This window comes from Pectobacterium colocasium (assembly GCF_020181655.1).
In the GTDB taxonomy this organism is placed as follows: Bacteria; Pseudomonadota; Gammaproteobacteria; order Enterobacterales; family Enterobacteriaceae; genus Pectobacterium; species Pectobacterium colocasium.
In genome coordinates this window covers 3,164,238-3,180,324 of sequence record NZ_CP084032.1, presented here as the reverse complement: position 1 = coordinate 3,180,324, position 16,087 = coordinate 3,164,238, and the positions used below count along the sequence as shown (strand labels likewise).

General features: G+C 48.1%; 14 protein-coding genes and 3 pseudogenes. 2 read left to right on the top strand and 15 right to left on the bottom strand.

Annotated features, from left to right (window positions below; all coding sequences use genetic code 11):
* Window positions 1–15: 15 nt before the first annotated feature.
* From LCF41_RS14445 to LCF41_RS14415, 8 genes and pseudogenes are all read right to left on the bottom strand, one after another.
* Window positions 16–1,269 (bottom strand): ATP-grasp domain-containing protein, encoded by a 1,254-nt coding sequence (locus LCF41_RS14445; RefSeq protein WP_225085196.1) that lies wholly within the window; start codon window positions 1,267–1,269, stop codon window positions 16–18.
* Between the two features lie 27 nt (window positions 1,270–1,296).
* Entirely contained in the window at window positions 1,297–2,058 is a 762-nt protein-coding gene (locus LCF41_RS14440) for a flavin reductase family protein (RefSeq protein ID WP_225085195.1), read from the bottom strand.
* 27 nt (window positions 2,059–2,085) lie between these two features.
* Window positions 2,086–2,331: pseudogene (locus LCF41_RS22450) on the bottom strand (FAD-binding oxidoreductase); the annotation flags it as partial.
* A gap of 22 nt (window positions 2,332–2,353) precedes the next feature.
* Window positions 2,354–3,259 carry a diiron oxygenase gene (locus LCF41_RS14435; RefSeq protein ID WP_225085194.1) on the bottom strand — a complete coding sequence of 302 codons (906 nt, stop codon included), beginning with the start codon at window positions 3,257–3,259 and terminating at the stop codon, window positions 2,354–2,356.
* 26 nt (window positions 3,260–3,285) lie between these two features.
* A complete protein-coding gene (locus LCF41_RS14430) occupies window positions 3,286–4,470 on the bottom strand; it encodes an MFS transporter (protein WP_225085193.1) in 1,185 nt (394 codons plus the stop codon).
* 2 nt (window positions 4,471–4,472) lie between these two features.
* On the bottom strand, window positions 4,473–5,036 hold the full coding sequence (locus tag LCF41_RS14425; RefSeq protein ID WP_225085192.1) for an RBBP9/YdeN family alpha/beta hydrolase: 564 nt from the start codon (window positions 5,034–5,036) through the stop codon (window positions 4,473–4,475).
* Window positions 5,037–5,043: 7 nt separating this feature from the next.
* Window positions 5,044–5,829 carry an arylamine N-acetyltransferase family protein gene (locus tag LCF41_RS14420; protein WP_225085191.1) on the bottom strand — a complete coding sequence of 262 codons (786 nt, stop codon included), beginning with the start codon at window positions 5,827–5,829 and terminating at the stop codon, window positions 5,044–5,046.
* Between the two features lie 278 nt (window positions 5,830–6,107).
* Window positions 6,108–6,449, bottom strand: a pseudogene (locus LCF41_RS14415) (TIGR03747 family integrating conjugative element membrane protein); the annotation flags it as partial.
* 68 nt (window positions 6,450–6,517) lie between these two features.
* Between LCF41_RS14415 and LCF41_RS14410 the strand changes: the two are divergent.
* Window positions 6,518–7,669, top strand: a pseudogene (locus LCF41_RS14410) (IS3 family transposase).
* Window positions 7,670–8,165: 496 nt separating this feature from the next.
* Here LCF41_RS14410 and LCF41_RS14405 read toward each other — a convergent pair.
* Genes LCF41_RS14405 through LCF41_RS14390 form a run of 4 tightly spaced genes read right to left on the bottom strand, consistent with a single transcriptional unit; the run spans window position 8,166 to window position 11,299 of the window.
* Window positions 8,166–9,083 carry an aminotransferase class IV gene (locus LCF41_RS14405; protein WP_225085190.1) on the bottom strand — a complete coding sequence of 306 codons (918 nt, stop codon included), beginning with the start codon at window positions 9,081–9,083 and terminating at the stop codon, window positions 8,166–8,168.
* Between the two features lie 28 nt (window positions 9,084–9,111).
* Window positions 9,112–9,924 (bottom strand): amino acid ABC transporter ATP-binding protein, encoded by an 813-nt coding sequence (locus LCF41_RS14400; protein ID WP_225085189.1) that lies wholly within the window; start codon window positions 9,922–9,924, stop codon window positions 9,112–9,114.
* A gap of 23 nt (window positions 9,925–9,947) precedes the next feature.
* A complete protein-coding gene (locus LCF41_RS14395) occupies window positions 9,948–10,613 on the bottom strand; it encodes an amino acid ABC transporter permease (protein ID WP_225085188.1) in 666 nt (221 codons plus the stop codon).
* A gap of 8 nt (window positions 10,614–10,621) precedes the next feature.
* On the bottom strand, window positions 10,622–11,299 hold the full coding sequence (locus LCF41_RS14390; protein ID WP_225085187.1) for an amino acid ABC transporter permease: 678 nt from the start codon (window positions 11,297–11,299) through the stop codon (window positions 10,622–10,624).
* 289 nt (window positions 11,300–11,588) lie between these two features.
* Between LCF41_RS14390 and LCF41_RS14385 the strand changes: the two genes are divergently transcribed.
* Complete coding sequence (locus LCF41_RS14385) at window positions 11,589–12,998, top strand: MmgE/PrpD family protein (protein WP_225085186.1); 1,410 nt, start codon at window positions 11,589–11,591, stop codon at window positions 12,996–12,998.
* A gap of 27 nt (window positions 12,999–13,025) precedes the next feature.
* On the opposite strand, the gene LCF41_RS14380 is transcribed toward LCF41_RS14385, so the two are convergent.
* The 3 genes from LCF41_RS14380 to LCF41_RS14370 all read right to left on the bottom strand — a co-directional run bounded on the left by LCF41_RS14380 (window position 13,026) and on the right by LCF41_RS14370 (window position 16,085).
* Complete coding sequence (locus LCF41_RS14380; RefSeq protein ID WP_225085185.1) at window positions 13,026–13,859, bottom strand: transporter substrate-binding domain-containing protein; 834 nt, start codon at window positions 13,857–13,859, stop codon at window positions 13,026–13,028.
* Window positions 13,860–14,190: 331 nt separating this feature from the next.
* Window positions 14,191–15,390, bottom strand: a complete 1,200-nt coding sequence (locus tag LCF41_RS14375) for a sensor histidine kinase (protein ID WP_225085184.1) — start codon at window positions 15,388–15,390, stop codon at window positions 14,191–14,193.
* A 5-nt stretch (window positions 15,391–15,395) separates the two neighbouring features.
* Window positions 15,396–16,085 carry a response regulator transcription factor gene (locus LCF41_RS14370; RefSeq protein WP_225085183.1) on the bottom strand — a complete coding sequence of 230 codons (690 nt, stop codon included), beginning with the start codon at window positions 16,083–16,085 and terminating at the stop codon, window positions 15,396–15,398.
* Window positions 16,086–16,087: the final 2 nt, after the last annotated feature.

The window sequence follows — 16,087 nt, the reverse complement described above, 5'->3', positions numbered from 1 at the left end:
CCAGATAACCGATGTTTAGCTTTCGAGTATGATTAATCTACTATTTCTCTCCATTTCAACTATAGCCGCTGCGTCTCGTTCAAGAATTGCCAAATCCGTACTGAACAGCACAACACGGCCATACGATGTGACAAGATCGGTAGTTTTCTCTATATGATCGCCAGACTTAACTTTACATACTGTAAATCCGTAGCTTGATAATGGTGAACACATATCCTCTATGCACACATCTTTTACCATTCCTGAAGAGGGCGAACTGAGAAAATATTCAACGGCATATTTCTTCAATGTCGGAGCATTCATGGTTTGCCTTCTAAAATCTGAAGAAGAAATGCGAGCCATCAAACCAAGGTCAACAAGGGAATGTGAATTACATTCATTCACGAGACGGGGCCCAAGCCCACCATGCATTCTTGCTCCTGACTCAACCAATACGGGGCCATCTGAGGACATTATGACTTCATTGTGGGAGCTGCCGTTAACGATCCCGAGTGAGGTCAGGACCTGTTTGACATAGTTAACGAGAGCCGAATGTTCAGTTACAGATTCAGTAATCATCTGTCGGTAAATAGGCACTCCATCTACCTGTTCTTTTATATATCTGAATATATTTACGATGAAATGCTTACCCTCATTGCTTACTGCGTCAACAACATACTCGATCCCTTCGATTTTCTGTTCTATGAGCAGTTCACTATTGCGGTTACCGGAGTAGTCTAAAGTACCGATTAAGCTATCATAAGCCTTTTTTATTTCATCAACGCTTTTACAAAAGAAAACACCTTCTGTTCCGAATGAGCGAATAGGTTTAACCACATACTCAGTGAAAGGATTATCACTGCACCACTGTAATATGCAGTTAAAATCCCCCGATTTAAAATGCGGAATATATCTGATACCTTCCAATTTGAGCTGTTTCTGCATCAGATATTTATCGCGGCGCGCTGCCGAAAGTGACAATATATTAGGCATACGATCCCATTTATCACACAGTAAATCAAATACAGAGACTCCGGGTTCAGAACCACAGATGATAAAGTCAGGCGCTTGTGTTAAATAACTCTCGATTTCAGCCACAGTGACATTCAGTGATTTATAATAAAAAACCTGTGCATAGTCTTCCTTCTTGAAGGTTGCCATAACAGCTTCGGGAAGATGACTATTTGTTATCAGAGCAATAGTCTCATATCCATAGAGTGCTTTAATTCTATTCGCGAACACTGCGCCACTTGAAAAAGGGTCAACTACCAGAACATATTTACTCTTCACTGATACATCCTTATTTAAAAATATTTTTCAAATGATTTCTATACTAGCGATATCGCTCGATGGATAAGAACAGCATGCAAGACGAATACCGTTATCTCGTTCTGTTACGGAAAGACAAAAATCAGGTTCGCTTTTAACCTCTCCACTATTCAGCCGGAATTTACAACTTCCACATATCCCCGATCGACACATACTTCTAATAGGAACCTGATGTAAAATCAGGTTCTCCAGTACAGTCTTTTTTCTGTTTACGCTCACCTGTCGGAACAGATCTCTACCGGATATAACCATATATGATTGTTCTTCCGTTTTTTCCTCTCCTAATTCTAAGGCCGTTGAGGAAGTAAATGATTCTGTTTCGACCTTTGCCATAGGAAAAATCAACCGTACTGATTCTCCTATGGCAGCAGCAAATTGAATACTCCCGCAAATAACAACTTTATCGGGTTCATAGGAAAAATTAATTTTCCGTAGATCTATTCTTCCATAACGAATGATTTCATCAACTCTGTATAACGGACTGCGTGTGACATGAATATGCAAGTTGAACCAACTACAACGCCTGTATAGATCAATAAGCTCATTTAAGTACGGAATAGCGACTAGTTCGTTAAAACTCAATACGAGTGTTACCGTATGTCCAGTGTTTTCCTCTCCATAATATCTATAATATTCTCTAATCAGTGATAGTGGAAGTGTGATGCCTATCCCCCCCGCAATCATTAGCAGGTGATTACTATTTTTAATGGTATCAAAAGTGATGTTCCCACCAACACCGACAACTTCCATTTCCTTTCCAATCAAACAGAGTTCCGTTATCCTAGATGAAACACTGGCAGTCCCTTTATTCTCGACTATAATATCGTAGCATTGTTCATCACTAACTGAGACTAGTGTATAGCATCGATATTGGGATGAATTATCTACATCCGAAAATTTGAAAACTAAATATTTACCAGGACTTAGATCAGCATCAATTACGGAAGTGTTCTCGACAAGGTTAAGACGAAACAGTCTAGTATTAGTTGTAAGTAAATAGGATTCGGAACAAATAAGCTTCATCAGAGATTGTCCATAAATAATATTACAAGCCAATTCTAGATATGACGGTTTCTGCCGAGTCAAGATAGATTTTTATCTCATTGCAACTGTCTTTTTCAGCAATAATTTCTCTGGCATACGGGAATTCAACCATATTGAACACATTCTCCCATGCACCAAGTTCGTTATCTGCAAATAAGTCAGCAGTCTTCAACATGGTCTCCCGCAGATATTTCCTTTCACTACGGCTGAGGTCTCTCACAATATCATAAGCAACATAGCTAAATACGCTAGCATGACTCCATTCATCTTCTGCATGAATTCTCGTTACTTCGTGACAGATCTTTTGAATACTGGCATCTTCCGCCATGACTTTAAGATAGTCAGTTATCAACGTTTCACTTGCACAAGCAATGGCAAATCGGCTAAGCCGCCTCTGCCACTCAGCACTACAACCCGCCAAGAGTTGCTGACGCCAGCTAATCAGATTGAAACTTGTGTGGTTTAATGGAGCAATACGTCTCCTATCATAGATATAGTTGCAGGCCATAATTGACATACGTGTGTGAAGCGCTTCATCCAAAAGGGCTTCACACATAACATCTTGTAACTCTGCCCGGTTAGGAGCGTTCACAGGGGGTGACTTGATTATATCCTCACATGCTGGCGTTACGATGTCGCATTCAATGTATATTGTCTTCAGGTTATAGATACCCCATGCATACGAGAGGCATCTATTTTTTAGCTCATCAGGTGCCTCCTTCCATGCATCATGCAAACGAAATGGTAGAAGTGACTCACTAAAGTCTTTTTTTAATACATCAAACTCAAGGTCTGAATATTCTGAATGTTTGTTATTGACCGCTGCCCTATTTCTCCATAATAAGGAAAGTTTTTTCAACATTATCGCAACGTTCTCACTATCAGGGATCACTACATTAGTATTCATAAATTATGCCTCAGTTCATGTAACTATTAATTGCTATTTTTAACTCGAATCATGGTCATAAAAATGGAACCAGTGAGTGCAAGCACAGCTGAAATTACAAGGGCATTTTCCCAATGACCACTATCAAGAAATTTTCCATAAATGATGGCAGATAAAGCACTCCCGAGATAGAAAGAAAGTTGGCGTATACTTGTCGATAATAGTGTTCTCTCTTTCGCGAACCCCGTAATAGCAAGCGTATCAAGAAGTGGCATCAGACAATAATTAAGTAAAAGTCTGATGAAATACAGAGCGATAAAAATCGCAACTGACACATGGAGAGACTGAGCATAGATGCATATGAATGTTAGCACTCCAGAGATAATGACAGTCGGTTTAAGGGAAAACCGTTTAACCAACAAAGGCGCAAAAATTGCCCCAACAACACTAATGATTTTGTCCCCCCCCATTATAAGAGAGATTTCACTGACATTCATTGAATACGCAAGATTGAATACAATATTAATGAATCGAAATATCAAGGTAATAGAACCACCAAGAAAGGAAGATGCAACAAAAAGCACAAAAAAATTGAACCATTCTGTTTCCCGTCCCCCTGAAATTTTTACTCCCTCTTTGTCTGGCTCAACAATTCCATCTAAAGATCTCAAACGGAAATAAATCATCAATATGGCAGAAAAAAAAGATGCCAATAGAATAAATTGATAGTTTACTAGGTTATCCACACGAGAATAATAAGTTATTAGGCTAACTATAACCGATCCTACCATGGCCGCTCCCAGATAAGAAATGAAGAAGCAGCTAAATAGCGCAGTACGGCTACTAGATTCAACATTTGATCCTACCAATGAGTTTCCGAGCGATAGCAACGCAATCATGCCAGATAAGATCACTCCCAACGCCAATGCACTCGCAGTTATTGTTGTCAAGAAAGGGAGTAAAATGAAAGGAAATGCATAAATGAAAGAAGAGTAGATAAGAAGTGTTTTCTGAGAAACTTTCTTACTCAGATAAATCAAAGGCACTACTGCTGCGGCCATCATTATCATTGCAATGGCGTAAATATGTCCTGTATCTGATTTATCAATCCCACGAATTTCCAGATAGAAATTATAAACAGCATCGAACATGCCATTACTCAACCCCATTAAAAAAGTCGCAATCAGGAAATTCCTAACCGCAGGACTAAATTTCTCTATTTCTTTTAACATTTTTATTCTTTTTCTCCCTTGCTGATTAATTTCCTACCTGTAAATTCCTCAATTAGTTTTTCCCCAGTCAACCATTCGCCGTATCCTGCGGCTGTATGAATATGTCCAGCACCAGGAATTACTTTTATTTCACTTCCCCATGCGGAGGCCAACTCATGGGCTCGTTGCAATGAAAGATGCTCATCGTTATCGCTACAAATCAAAAGAGAAGTTATAGAAAGATTCTTGGTAGGTAACGGCCTTTGCTGACGAATATCCTCCAGAGCATCCTGAGCGTCAACGTCAGCAAGCGCAACCATAATTGCATACACGACCTTCTCACTATCGTAAGATTCCACCCATTGGGCTACACTAACAGCGCCGCAACTATGCCCGATTAGCACGATGTCACCTGTAGTATTCTTTATGGTCTGATCCAGACGCTCGACCCATGTTTGGCGACAAGGATTATTCCAATCATCCTGTATGACACGGATAACATTCGTATACTTCCTTTCCATGTAAGACTGCCAATGCTCAGGACCAGAGTTAGTGTAGCCAGGGACAACCAGATAAGTAGTTTCCATTCATTCCTCACATATGGGGTAATTTTTCGGATTCGATATTGATCCCAAATCGAGATGAAAGAAGTAATGATAGTTCTTCTCGGTTTGCTATTTCTTTTGAAGAAGAAGACAACCCGTCGACCTCAGTGAAAATGTTGTTACGTATACTTATCCGCCCATTTTTCGTTGGCATACTTGCCACATTATTCGTGTTGAGGAGACTTTTTGATGAATACAGAGTATAGAAATACGCCATCTCGACATCTTCAATAGTTGTTTCAATATCATGAAAAGCATAAATAGCTTCCCACGATGCATCCGGTTTACTATTTTCTTTCACTGAAACGGTCCATCCATGCTTGCGGCATTTACTTACGCGGGAAGAAAGGAAAGAGTGTTGGTGCTCATATCCATCAACTAAAAGTAAAGGCGCGCGTGGGCCTTTAGCCCCATAACCAACGTCAAATATCCAATCCTTCTCCTCTATTGAAATAATGAATATCTGGTGGGTTGCAGGGGTCAACATCGGTGTTAACAATCTAGCCAATCGGTATCTATATATAAATCCAACATGTTCTAGAAAAGGTCTAAGTAAAACAGAAAATTCGAAACAAATCCCTCCTCTCCTATTCCCTAAGATGGCTTCGGATATAGTTAAATAGCTGTTTCCCTTTGATGCATTTTCTTTCATACTCATATTTTCAAATGGAATTGAACATATATGAGCATAATGTAATTTGAAAAGGTAACTTATATCTGAAATAGGGGGAGAAGAAATATTTATACGAGAAGTGAAACGTAGTAAATCGTTCATGAAACTCTCCATGTATTTCCTACAATCGCCAGATAACTGCAACCATAGATTCCATTAAAATGGATGAATTGAAAACGTGATAATACGGATTAATTTTCAGCATGCAATGTTAAAAAGCATAACTTATTTTGTAAAAAAACATTACTTAGCTTATGAAAAGTAAAAAACACAAATATCTCATTGATTCCATATCATATAGTTACAAGTTATATAGTTATCACTATATAAACTTCCGTTTAAATAAAATAATTAAAATAAAAATAATTACCACATGTTATTTATAGATACTTCTTAAATGCTCCGGTGACTACAGATAGTATTACGCCCAACAACACCGCAGCGGGTAAGAGCAACAGATTCGGCCACACGGCAGTTGGCCAGGACAAATACAGCATGCAGGGGCCATACATAGCAGGCTTCACAAACCGCTTCGCATGATGATAGATAAAACTGGATTCGTAGCCAGCACCGTAGCGCCGTAAATCCCGACGAACCAAACCATCAACGATCCCTGTCACAGCAACCATGATAAAAAGCGGTATCGATAGCACCAAAATGCCAACCCGTATCGCAAAAATGACCGTGACATAAACCGTCGCCTGTAAGTATTCCCACAACGCAAGTGATCTTACCCGCCAATAGTGGACACGCGACTAAGTGAGTAAACTCTCTACCAGAGGTAGCTCACATGACAAAAGCCGTATCAACCAGTAAAAAACCACGTAAGCAACATACGCCTGAATTTCGCAACGAAGCCCTGAAGCTTGCAGAGCGTATCGGTGTGGCTGCCGCTGCTCGTGAACTCAGTCTGTACGAATCCCAGCTTTATAACTGGCGTAGCAAGCAGCAGAGCCAGACAACGTCCTCTGAGCGAGAAAGTGCACAGGCAGCAGAGATTGCCCGCCTCAAGCGCCAACTGGCGGAGCGGGACGAGGAGCTGGCCATTCTCCAAAAGGCCGCGACATACTTCGCGAAGCGCCTGAAATGAAGTATGTCTTTATAGAAAAGCATCGGGCTGAGTTTAGCGTCAAAGCCATGTGTCGGGTGCTCAGAGTCGCGCGCAGCGGTTGGTATGTCTGGCGGTCTCGCCGTCATCAGGTCAACTCGCGTCAGCGGTTCCGACTTGTCTGCGATGCTGCCGCGTCAGCAAGGCATTCAATCATGCCAGACAGTGGTACGGAGCCCCACGACTGGCTGATGAGCTACCGGACTATAACGTGAAAACGATTGCTGCCAGTCTGCGCCGTCAGGGGCTGCGGGCAAAAGCCGCGCGAAAGTTCAGTCCGGTCAGCTACCGGGAGCACGGCCTGCCCGTGTCTGAAAATCTGCTGAAGCAAGACTTTATCGCCAGCGGCCCGAATCAAAAATGGGCAGGCGATATCACGTACTTACGTACGGATGAAGGCTGGCTGTATCTGGCGGTGGTCATTGACCTGTGGTCGCGTGCCGTTGTCGGCTGGTCGATGTCATCGAGAATGACGGCGGAGTTGGCCTGTAATGCCCTGCACATGGCACTGTGGCGACGAAAACGGCCTCAGAACGTGATTGTTCACACAGACCGTGGCAGTCAGTATTGTTCAGCAGATTATCAGGCCATGCTGAAAAGCCATAATCTGCGAGGCAGCATGAGCGCAAAGGGATGTTGTTACGATAATGCCTGTGCTGAAAGTTTTTCCACTCACTGAAAGTGGAATGTATCCACGGTGAGTGCTTTGCCAGCCGGGAAATAATGCGAATGGCGGTGTTTAATTATATCGAGTGCGATTACAATCGCTGGCGTCGCCACAGTGCCTGTGGCGGTCTCAGCCCGGAACAGTTTGAAAACCAGAACCTCGCTTAGGGCTGTGTCCACATTACGTGGGTAGGATCAGGCCGAATGAGGTGTGGACATGGGACATTACATGGGTTCCGTCAACCATAAAGGGGCGCTGGTTTTACCTGTATCTGGTGGAAGAGGGGGGGCCAACTATCTTGACACTTACCGACTGCCGCAAACAAGTTTAGCCAAATCAGTTAGATTGCTCATATGAGCCTCTCAAGTCCATTCCATCAAACCCAATATCAAATCAGAAAATGCTAAGGTATGGTACACGGTTGGTCAATTCTAAAAATAACTTCCTAGAAAATTTTATCGAGTTACCATTTTTGGTCAAAACACTTCCAAACCATACCTTTACAAATTTGATGTCCGCTCTTCGCTCATTACCGACTATCCAATAATCGTGTTCTAACACAAAACACAGCCAGTGCAAGTCTGAGCTAATGCATTCCCGACGCAGCACAGACTTTCAGGATATCTCTTGCATCGTCGTCGTTATCTCGACGATGCATCTTTATTAGCGCGCATGTAAGTACGCCTCATACCAGCGGCTGAGCTGTTCGGTAACCGGACGGTGTTCGGCGTTAAATGGGCGGCCATCCAGCGCTTTTACCGGGGTGATGCCTGCCAGCGTGCCGGTGACAAAGGCTTCATCGGCGGTGAGGGCTTCTGCCAGCGTAAAATCCTGAGTCCTGACCTTAAGTCCATTAGCCTGCGCGAGGTTGATAAGGGTCTGGCGAGTAATCCCGTTGAAGCAATAACGGCCCGACGACGTCCACAGTTCACCGCGGCGGACGATAAAAAAATTGGTGGAGTTACAGCTGGCGACAAAACCGTTCGGGTCCAGCATCAGCGCTTCGTCAGCACCGGCCTGTAAGGCCTGTAACAGCGCCTGAATAAGATTAAGCCGGCTGTGTGAATTCAGCCGCAGATCGAAGACGTCTGGTGTGCTGGTGCGATAGGTGGAGGTAAACAGCGTCAGCCCGCGCTTTTTGGCTGCCGTATCAACGACCTTATACTCCGCCACGCACACGATAGTCGCGCCGCCGATAATAAAGCGGGGATCCTGATTCGGGGTATGTTTTTTCCCACGGGTAATCATCAGGCGAATATGTGCGCCATCGGTCATGCCGTTGACGGCGAGCGTTTTGTAGAGAATATCGATCAGCGCCTCCCGACTGTGGCAGATATCCAGTTGGATTGCGGCGGCACCGTCGAACAGGCGATCCAGATGGGCATCCAGCGCGATCAGGCGGCCGTTAACCAGACGTAATCCTTCCCATACGCCGTCGCCGCATACATAGCCGGAATCAAAGATCGACACCACCGCGTTATCGCGATGAACAAATTCCCCATTCACATACACCTGTACGTCGTTATTACGCGGATCCTGCAAGTAGGCCTGACTGCTTTGGCTGGATAACGTGGGTTGCATTTTGCTGTTCCTGAATGTGAATGATGAATTAAAAGGCTCGCTCGGCAAACCGGGCAAGAAAAGCCTGGGTTCGCGGTTGCTGTGGGTTTTTCAGCACCTGTTCGGCGCTGCCCATTTCATGGATCACGCCATTCTCGATAAAGATGACGCGGTCGGCGAAGTGGTAGGCGAATCCCAGTTCATGAGTGACCAGCAGCAATGTGCGTCCTTCGTCCGCTAAGTCGCGGATGGTGTGCAGCACTTCCCCCACCAGTTCCGGGTCCAGTGATGAGGTCGGCTCATCAAACAGCATGATTTCCGGCGACATGGCCAGCGCACGGGCAATTGCCACGCGCTGCTGCTGGCCGCCAGACAGGTTGGCGGGGCGTGCGTCTTGCTTGTTGCTCAATCCAACCTTTTCCAACTGGGCTTTGGCGATGGCATTCGCATCATGGCGCGGCATTTTTTTCACCGACACCAGCGCTTCACGCACATTCTCCAGCACGGTCAGATGGGGAAACAGGTTGAATTGCTGAAACACCATGCCGACGCGTTCACGCACGGCGCACAGCTGCTTTTCCGGGTAGTCGCGCTGGCCTTGCGCGTTGGTTTTTCCCAACACGACGCCATCCAGTTCGATGGTGCCCGCGCTGGGAATCTCCATGAAATTCAGACAGCGCAGCAGGGTGCTTTTTCCCGACCCGCTGCCGCCGATGATGGCAATTTTTTCGCCGCGTCGTACATCCAGATCGATACCTTTCAATACCTCAACGGCACCGAAGCGCTTCTGGAGGCCGCGAATGCTCAGGACGACATCCTCATTCAGGTCTATATCTTCACGCAGAACGTTATCTTCACTCATAGCAATCCTGTGGTGCTGTCAGACTAGGGGGTGGAACGGAAACGACGCTCAAGCCGTGCGGCGAGGTAACTCCCCGGCCAGATCAAAACGAAATACAGCAGCGCCACCACGGTCAGAATTTCTAGCGGACGATAATAGGTGCTGCTCAGCAGTCGTCCTTGGTACATCAGTTCGTTGACGGCCAGTATGGAGGCCAGTGAGGTGACCTTAGCCAGCTCGATCATTCGGTTGGTGAGGGCGGGCAGCATGTTGCGTAACACTTGCGGCAGCACCACGCGCCGCAGGATCACCGCCTGCCGCATGCCCAGCGCTTTCGCCCCTTCCCACTGCCCGTGGTCGATGGATTGCAGCCCCGCGCGGAAAATCTCCGTACAGTAGGCGGCGCTATAGAGCGTCAGAGCCAGTGCGGCGGCGGCAAAAGTGCTGAACTGCACACCGACCAAAACCGGGAAGGCGTAATAAAACCAGATCAACTGAATCAGCACCGGCGTGTTGCGAAAGATTTCGACAAAGAGCCTGGCAGGGAGCGACAGCCAGCGTTTGCCAAATACGCGAAACAGACCGAGAACCAGCCCCAGTACGGTGCCCAGTACCCCCGCGAGCAGCCAGAGTTCGAGCGTGACGCCAAGGCCTGTTAGCAACACGGGAAGGTTTTGCCAGACCAGCGAGAAATCCCATTGATAGTGCATGATGTTCCTTACGTGAGCCGACGGTCTGCCAGCGACAGCCGTTTCTCAATATGTTGACTCAACAGACTAATCAGCAGCAGCAGGGTGAAATACATCACCGCCACCAGACTGTAGACTTCCAATGGTCGGTAGGTTTGGCTGTTGATCTGCATGGCCTGATAAAGCAGCTCGCTGTAGGCCAGAGATGACGCCAGCGACGTGGATTTGATGAGTTCAAACGAGCGCTCAATAAAGGGCGGGATCATCCGGCGTAATGCCTGCGGAAGAATAACCCGACGTAGCGCCGTTGATTTCGGCATGCCCAGCGCTTTAGCCCCTTCCCATTGTCCCGTGTGAATAGAGGAGATCGCGCCACGGTAAACTTCGGCATAGAAGGCACCGGACTGTGCGGACAACGCGATCACGGCGGCGGTAAAAGGCGAAAAGGTTAACGGCGTAATGACGGGCAGGGCATAGTAAATCCAGAAAAAATGCACCAGCGCGGGTGTATTACGGTAAAAGCCAATCAATATCCCAGCAGGTAGACGCAACAGTCGTCGCGGTGACATTTTCATCGCGGCGAGCACCATGCCTGCCACCATTCCGATCAGGATGCTGGTGGCACCGATCTTTATCGTTCCCCACAGTCCTTCCAGCAGTAGCTGATGGTAAGGCCAGATGGCGGAAAAATCCCACTGATAAGACATAGATATAGCGCCCCTGAAAAGTGCGTATACCCGTCATACTTCAAGTTGCATGTGCGTTGGCTACGTTCAAATACTCGGCCCGTCGTGGGCCTCGCCCTGTGGGCCAACGCCTTGCGTTGTTCAAAACGCTAACGTTTTGTCCTGAAACTCGAATTATTTAGGGTGAATTAGGAAATACGTTTCTTATTTTGTTAGAACCTATGCATCTTAGCAGGTCGAAAAAATGATAAATAAATAATAAAACGTGGTGCTAATATTCCTTTTATGTATAAACAATGATGATTTTTCGATGACTCACTCTGCCGTATTACCGCTGACGCTGCGTCTGGCGACCTTTGCGCATCGGTTGACGATTCAGGACATTCCCGCCGCATTAAGACGAAAAATTGTGCTGCATTTTATCGACAGCCTGGGCTGCGGCATTGCAGGCGCAAACAGTCAGGTGGTACGGGATTGTGCACGCGTCACCCGCCTGCACTATGCGGCGGGTAACAGCCCAATAGTGGATGGCGGAGCGCCGCTAGCCGCCATCGGCGCGGCATTTTTGAATGCGGCTGCGATCAATGCGCTGGATTACGATGATGGTTATGAGGTTGCCGGGCGCGGCATGGGGCACCCCGGTGCCACACTGGTTGCCGCCGCGCTAGCGGCAGGAGGAACGCGTCCGATCGACGGCGAAACGCTGATTTGTGCGCTGGCTGCGGCGTATGAAATTAATGGCCGGATCATTCAGTCTCAGCAGCCGAGTCCGGCGCGTTTTCAGCAGGTTTACGGCGTGTGCCAGCATGAATCCATTGGAGCGGCAGTGGCCTACGGATTACTGACGGGGTGTGATGCGGAAGGACTAGAGAACGCCATCGGTCTGGCGGCGTCGCTGACGCCGTTGCCCAGCCTGCACAAATACAACTGGCAGCAGCGGCCGCTGGTGTCTTTCAAGGATTACAATGCCCCGGCGGCAGAATCGGGCGTGCGTGGGGTAGAACTCCATCGCGGCGGGATTATCGGGCCAAGAGATGTGCTGTCCGGCGAGCAGGGATTTTGGCGCATGATGGGGTCTGATCGCTTTGATGAAACGGCATTGTTGGCTGGACTAGGAGAGGAGTGGGCCATCCAGCACGCCAGCTTCAAAGCGTATCCGGCCTGTCGCTGGATACATACCGCACTGGAATCCTTCGAGCGCGTACAGCATGATCTGGCGCTATCACCGCAGGACATTGACCTGATTCGCGTCAAGGGAAGCCAGCGGCTGGCCGCGGACTTTATGGATACGCGACCGCAAAATGCGACGGACGCGCAGTTTAGCCTGCCGTTTGCGCTGGCGTGTCTGGCTTATCGTATTCCGCGCCATCGCTGGAGTGCGGACGACGCCTTAACCAACCCAGAACTTCTGGCGCTGGCCGATAAGGTTCAGGTTGAGGTTTCTCCTGAACTTGACCAGCTTATGGCGCAGGCACGTCGGCCAGTGTTGCAGGTTGATGTTGTCACGCGAGGAAAGGTAGTGAGCGGTGAACGCATCGCGTTTCCGCTGGGCTGCGCCGAAAACCCGCTAGCGGAAAGCCGCATTATGGCGAAATTTGCGGAGAATCTCTCGTCCCGATTTGCCCCAGCAAAGGTTGCGGAGGCAACGGCGGCGTTATCCGAACTTGAGCAATGTCAGGATGTCGCCGCGCTGCTGACCCCGCTAATGCAGATGTCTTGAATCCGTTCAGGACGGTAGCGGCTTAGCTTATTTCCAATCTTCTTTAATGACCGATGGCACTTTGCTGACGTCCACGCCGCGCAATTTGAGCGCCTGCTCATAGTAGTGCTGCGTCTTGCCGGATTGATACAGCTTGGCAAACTCGTCATTCAGGAAGTTATGGAAAGTTTGATCAGCTTCTTTACGGATTGCTCCGCTGGTGCTGACTTCGATAATCGGCTTCGGCAGAATCAAATTGCCTTTGCCGACTTTAGCCTGTTGCAGCGCCAGCGCAGGGTGGAAATAGGACAGCGCATCGACCCGACCCGCGTAGAATGCCGCCACGCCTTCATCCATATTCGGGAAACGCACCAACTGCGCTTTTGGCAGACGTTTGGTCAGAATCAGATCCGGGCTGGAACCCAGCGTGACGCCGATTTTAACATCTTCCCGATTGAGGTCGTCCCAGTTGGTCACCGTAATGCCATCGCGAATCAACACGCCTTGTGCATACCAAAAGAAAGGTTGTTCAGGAAAATCGACCGCTTTTTTCCGCTCTTCCGTTGGGTCGAGCACCAGCATGGTATCGATCTGACCGGTTTGTAAGGCGGCGATGGCGTTGCCCCATGTGGTTTCCACCGTCACCAATTTTACCCCAAGGTCTTTTGCCAGTTCTTTGCCGATGTTATAGCCAATGCCGTCCCATTCTCCGGTTGACGGGTTTTTAAAATACCACGGCTCACCCTGTGCCACGCCGATGCGTAACTCACCGGTCTGTTTGATGTGCTGCCAGGTTGAGGTTTGCGTTTCCGCAGCCTGACTAAAGAAGGCGGCGCTAATCAGCGTTAACGCCATGACTACCTGGTGAAGTGAACGTTTCATTATAGTTACCTTGATGATTGAGTTTTAATCGAGGCGATATATTTCGCTCATGCAGAGTAGCGAAATACTTATAGCGAAATTAGTTCTTTTCGTCTTATCTCATTCCAGATAAATATAACGATTCATTGAGATAAAAATCACTCTGGCGCATAGTCTTCCTTGCGGTAAGGCGCGTCATCTGGGGTTGCTCCATTTCTTTTGCCACGGAGCTGGTGAACGTTGCCGCTATTTTCGGTGTTTTCCCCTGCGGCAGGGCATAGCAATAATTTCGCTATGCTTTTTAATTATGAGCAATTACGCATAATCCCCCGTTCTGTCAGGCACTGTTCTTTCAGGTACGACGAGGCAGCGTCATTATGATGATAAGTCCGCCGTTTTTGCCGCGTTCTGCATAAATAGTGCCACCATGTGCGGTGATAATGGCGGAGGCGATGGATAGCCCCAGCCCGCTGCCGCCGGAGTGCCGTCCGCGCGAATGTTCGGCACGCCAGAAGCGGTCAAAAAGCAGGGGCAGCGATTCAGGCTCAATCCCCGGCCCGCGATCGGAAACGGTAATCTGCCAGCACGGCGCGTTTTCACGCAGCGTTGTTTCACGTACCTCAATCGCCAGATAGCGGCCATCGCTGGCATAGCTTAATGCGTTCTCGATCAAAATCGAGAACACCTGTCCTAACCGTTCGCGGTCGGCAAGGCAAAAGTCGTGTTGTTCAATATGCGTCTGCGTTTGAAATCCGGCCTGCTCTAGCTGAGGTCGATACCAAGTCAGTCGCTCGGTAATGAGTTCGTCGAAGTAGAAAGGGGTCTGAACCAGTTGCAACTGCCCGGCTCTGGCGAGCGACAGGAAGTGCAGATCCTGAATCACATGATTGAGCTGTTCAAGCTGTTTGATGACCATTGTCAGTTGGGTTTTATCACGCGGGAAAACGTCATCGAGCATGCCTTGAACGCGGCCCATCGCCGCATTTAACGGCGTACGCAGTTCGTGGGCCAGCGCCGCGCTGGATTCGCGCAGTTCCCGTTCGTAGCGCTCCAACTGCGCGGTCATGTTATTAAAATCGTCTGCCAGCGTGACTAGCTCCATCGGCGCCTGTTCGACAAGCTGCGTGCGAGTATCAAATTTTCCCTGAGCGACGTCACGTGCGGCGCTGGCTATATTGGAAAATTGCTGTGACAGCGGCCGCGCCCGCCACAGAAGCACGACGACGACGGTAGGTAAGGCGATCAGAATCATGATCGCGAGCACCAGCCAGTCGGTGTTGGCAATGTTAGGCACGAAGAAATCCGGGCCATAATACTGATTGATAATCTGCTGGTAGCGAAGATTACCGTAATCTTCCTGTTTACTTAACTGTTGAAACTCCGTCCGTACCTCGTCCGGCATTTGCTGTTCGATGTAGACATTGTTGATGGCGAAGCGCAGCCACATGAGGGCCGCAATAATCAGTATGGTGGCGAGCAGCAGTGAAATAATACGGAAACACAGCCAGCGCCACAGCGACATGTTTTCTGACAGAAAGATCGATTTTTTCATCAGGTTCACCGGAATCGATAGCCGACGGAGCGGACGGTAACGAGCACATTGATGATGTTGTGCTGGTTGAGCTTTTTCCTGAGATTGTGGACGTGCGTGTCCACCACTCGTTCCAGCGCGTCGCTTTCCGGCAGGCTGGCTTCCAGTAATTCGTTCCGCGTAAAGGCGCGGTTTGGCGCTTTGAGCAACGTCACCAGAATATTAAATTCAGTGGGAGTCAGATCGAGAACCACAGATTCGGATGGCGATAGCGCGATGCTTGCCGTCACGGAGGTGGGATCAACCGAGAGATTTTCGAATGTCAGGATCGCCTCTTCGCGGACCGCATAGCCCGTTCGTCGCAGTACGGCCTGCACCCGTGCTACCACCTCCTGTGGGTTATAAGGTTTGACGACATAATCATCCGCACCGTAGCGCAGTGCGCCAATCCTTTCCGGCTCGTCGCCGATAGCCGTGACCATAATCACCGGAATATTACTGCGCTGACGCAGGGCGGATAGCACCTCTGAACCATTCATCTTCGGTAGCATTACGTCCAGCAAAATCAAATCGGGTTTACTGGTCAGCGCCATGTGCAGACCTTTTTGTCCATCAGGCGCGATAGCAACCTGATAGCCATCGCGCCGCAGATAAGCCTCGAGCACGCTAGCGGCATCCATGTCGTCTTCAATAATTAACACCCGTTTTTCTGCCATCG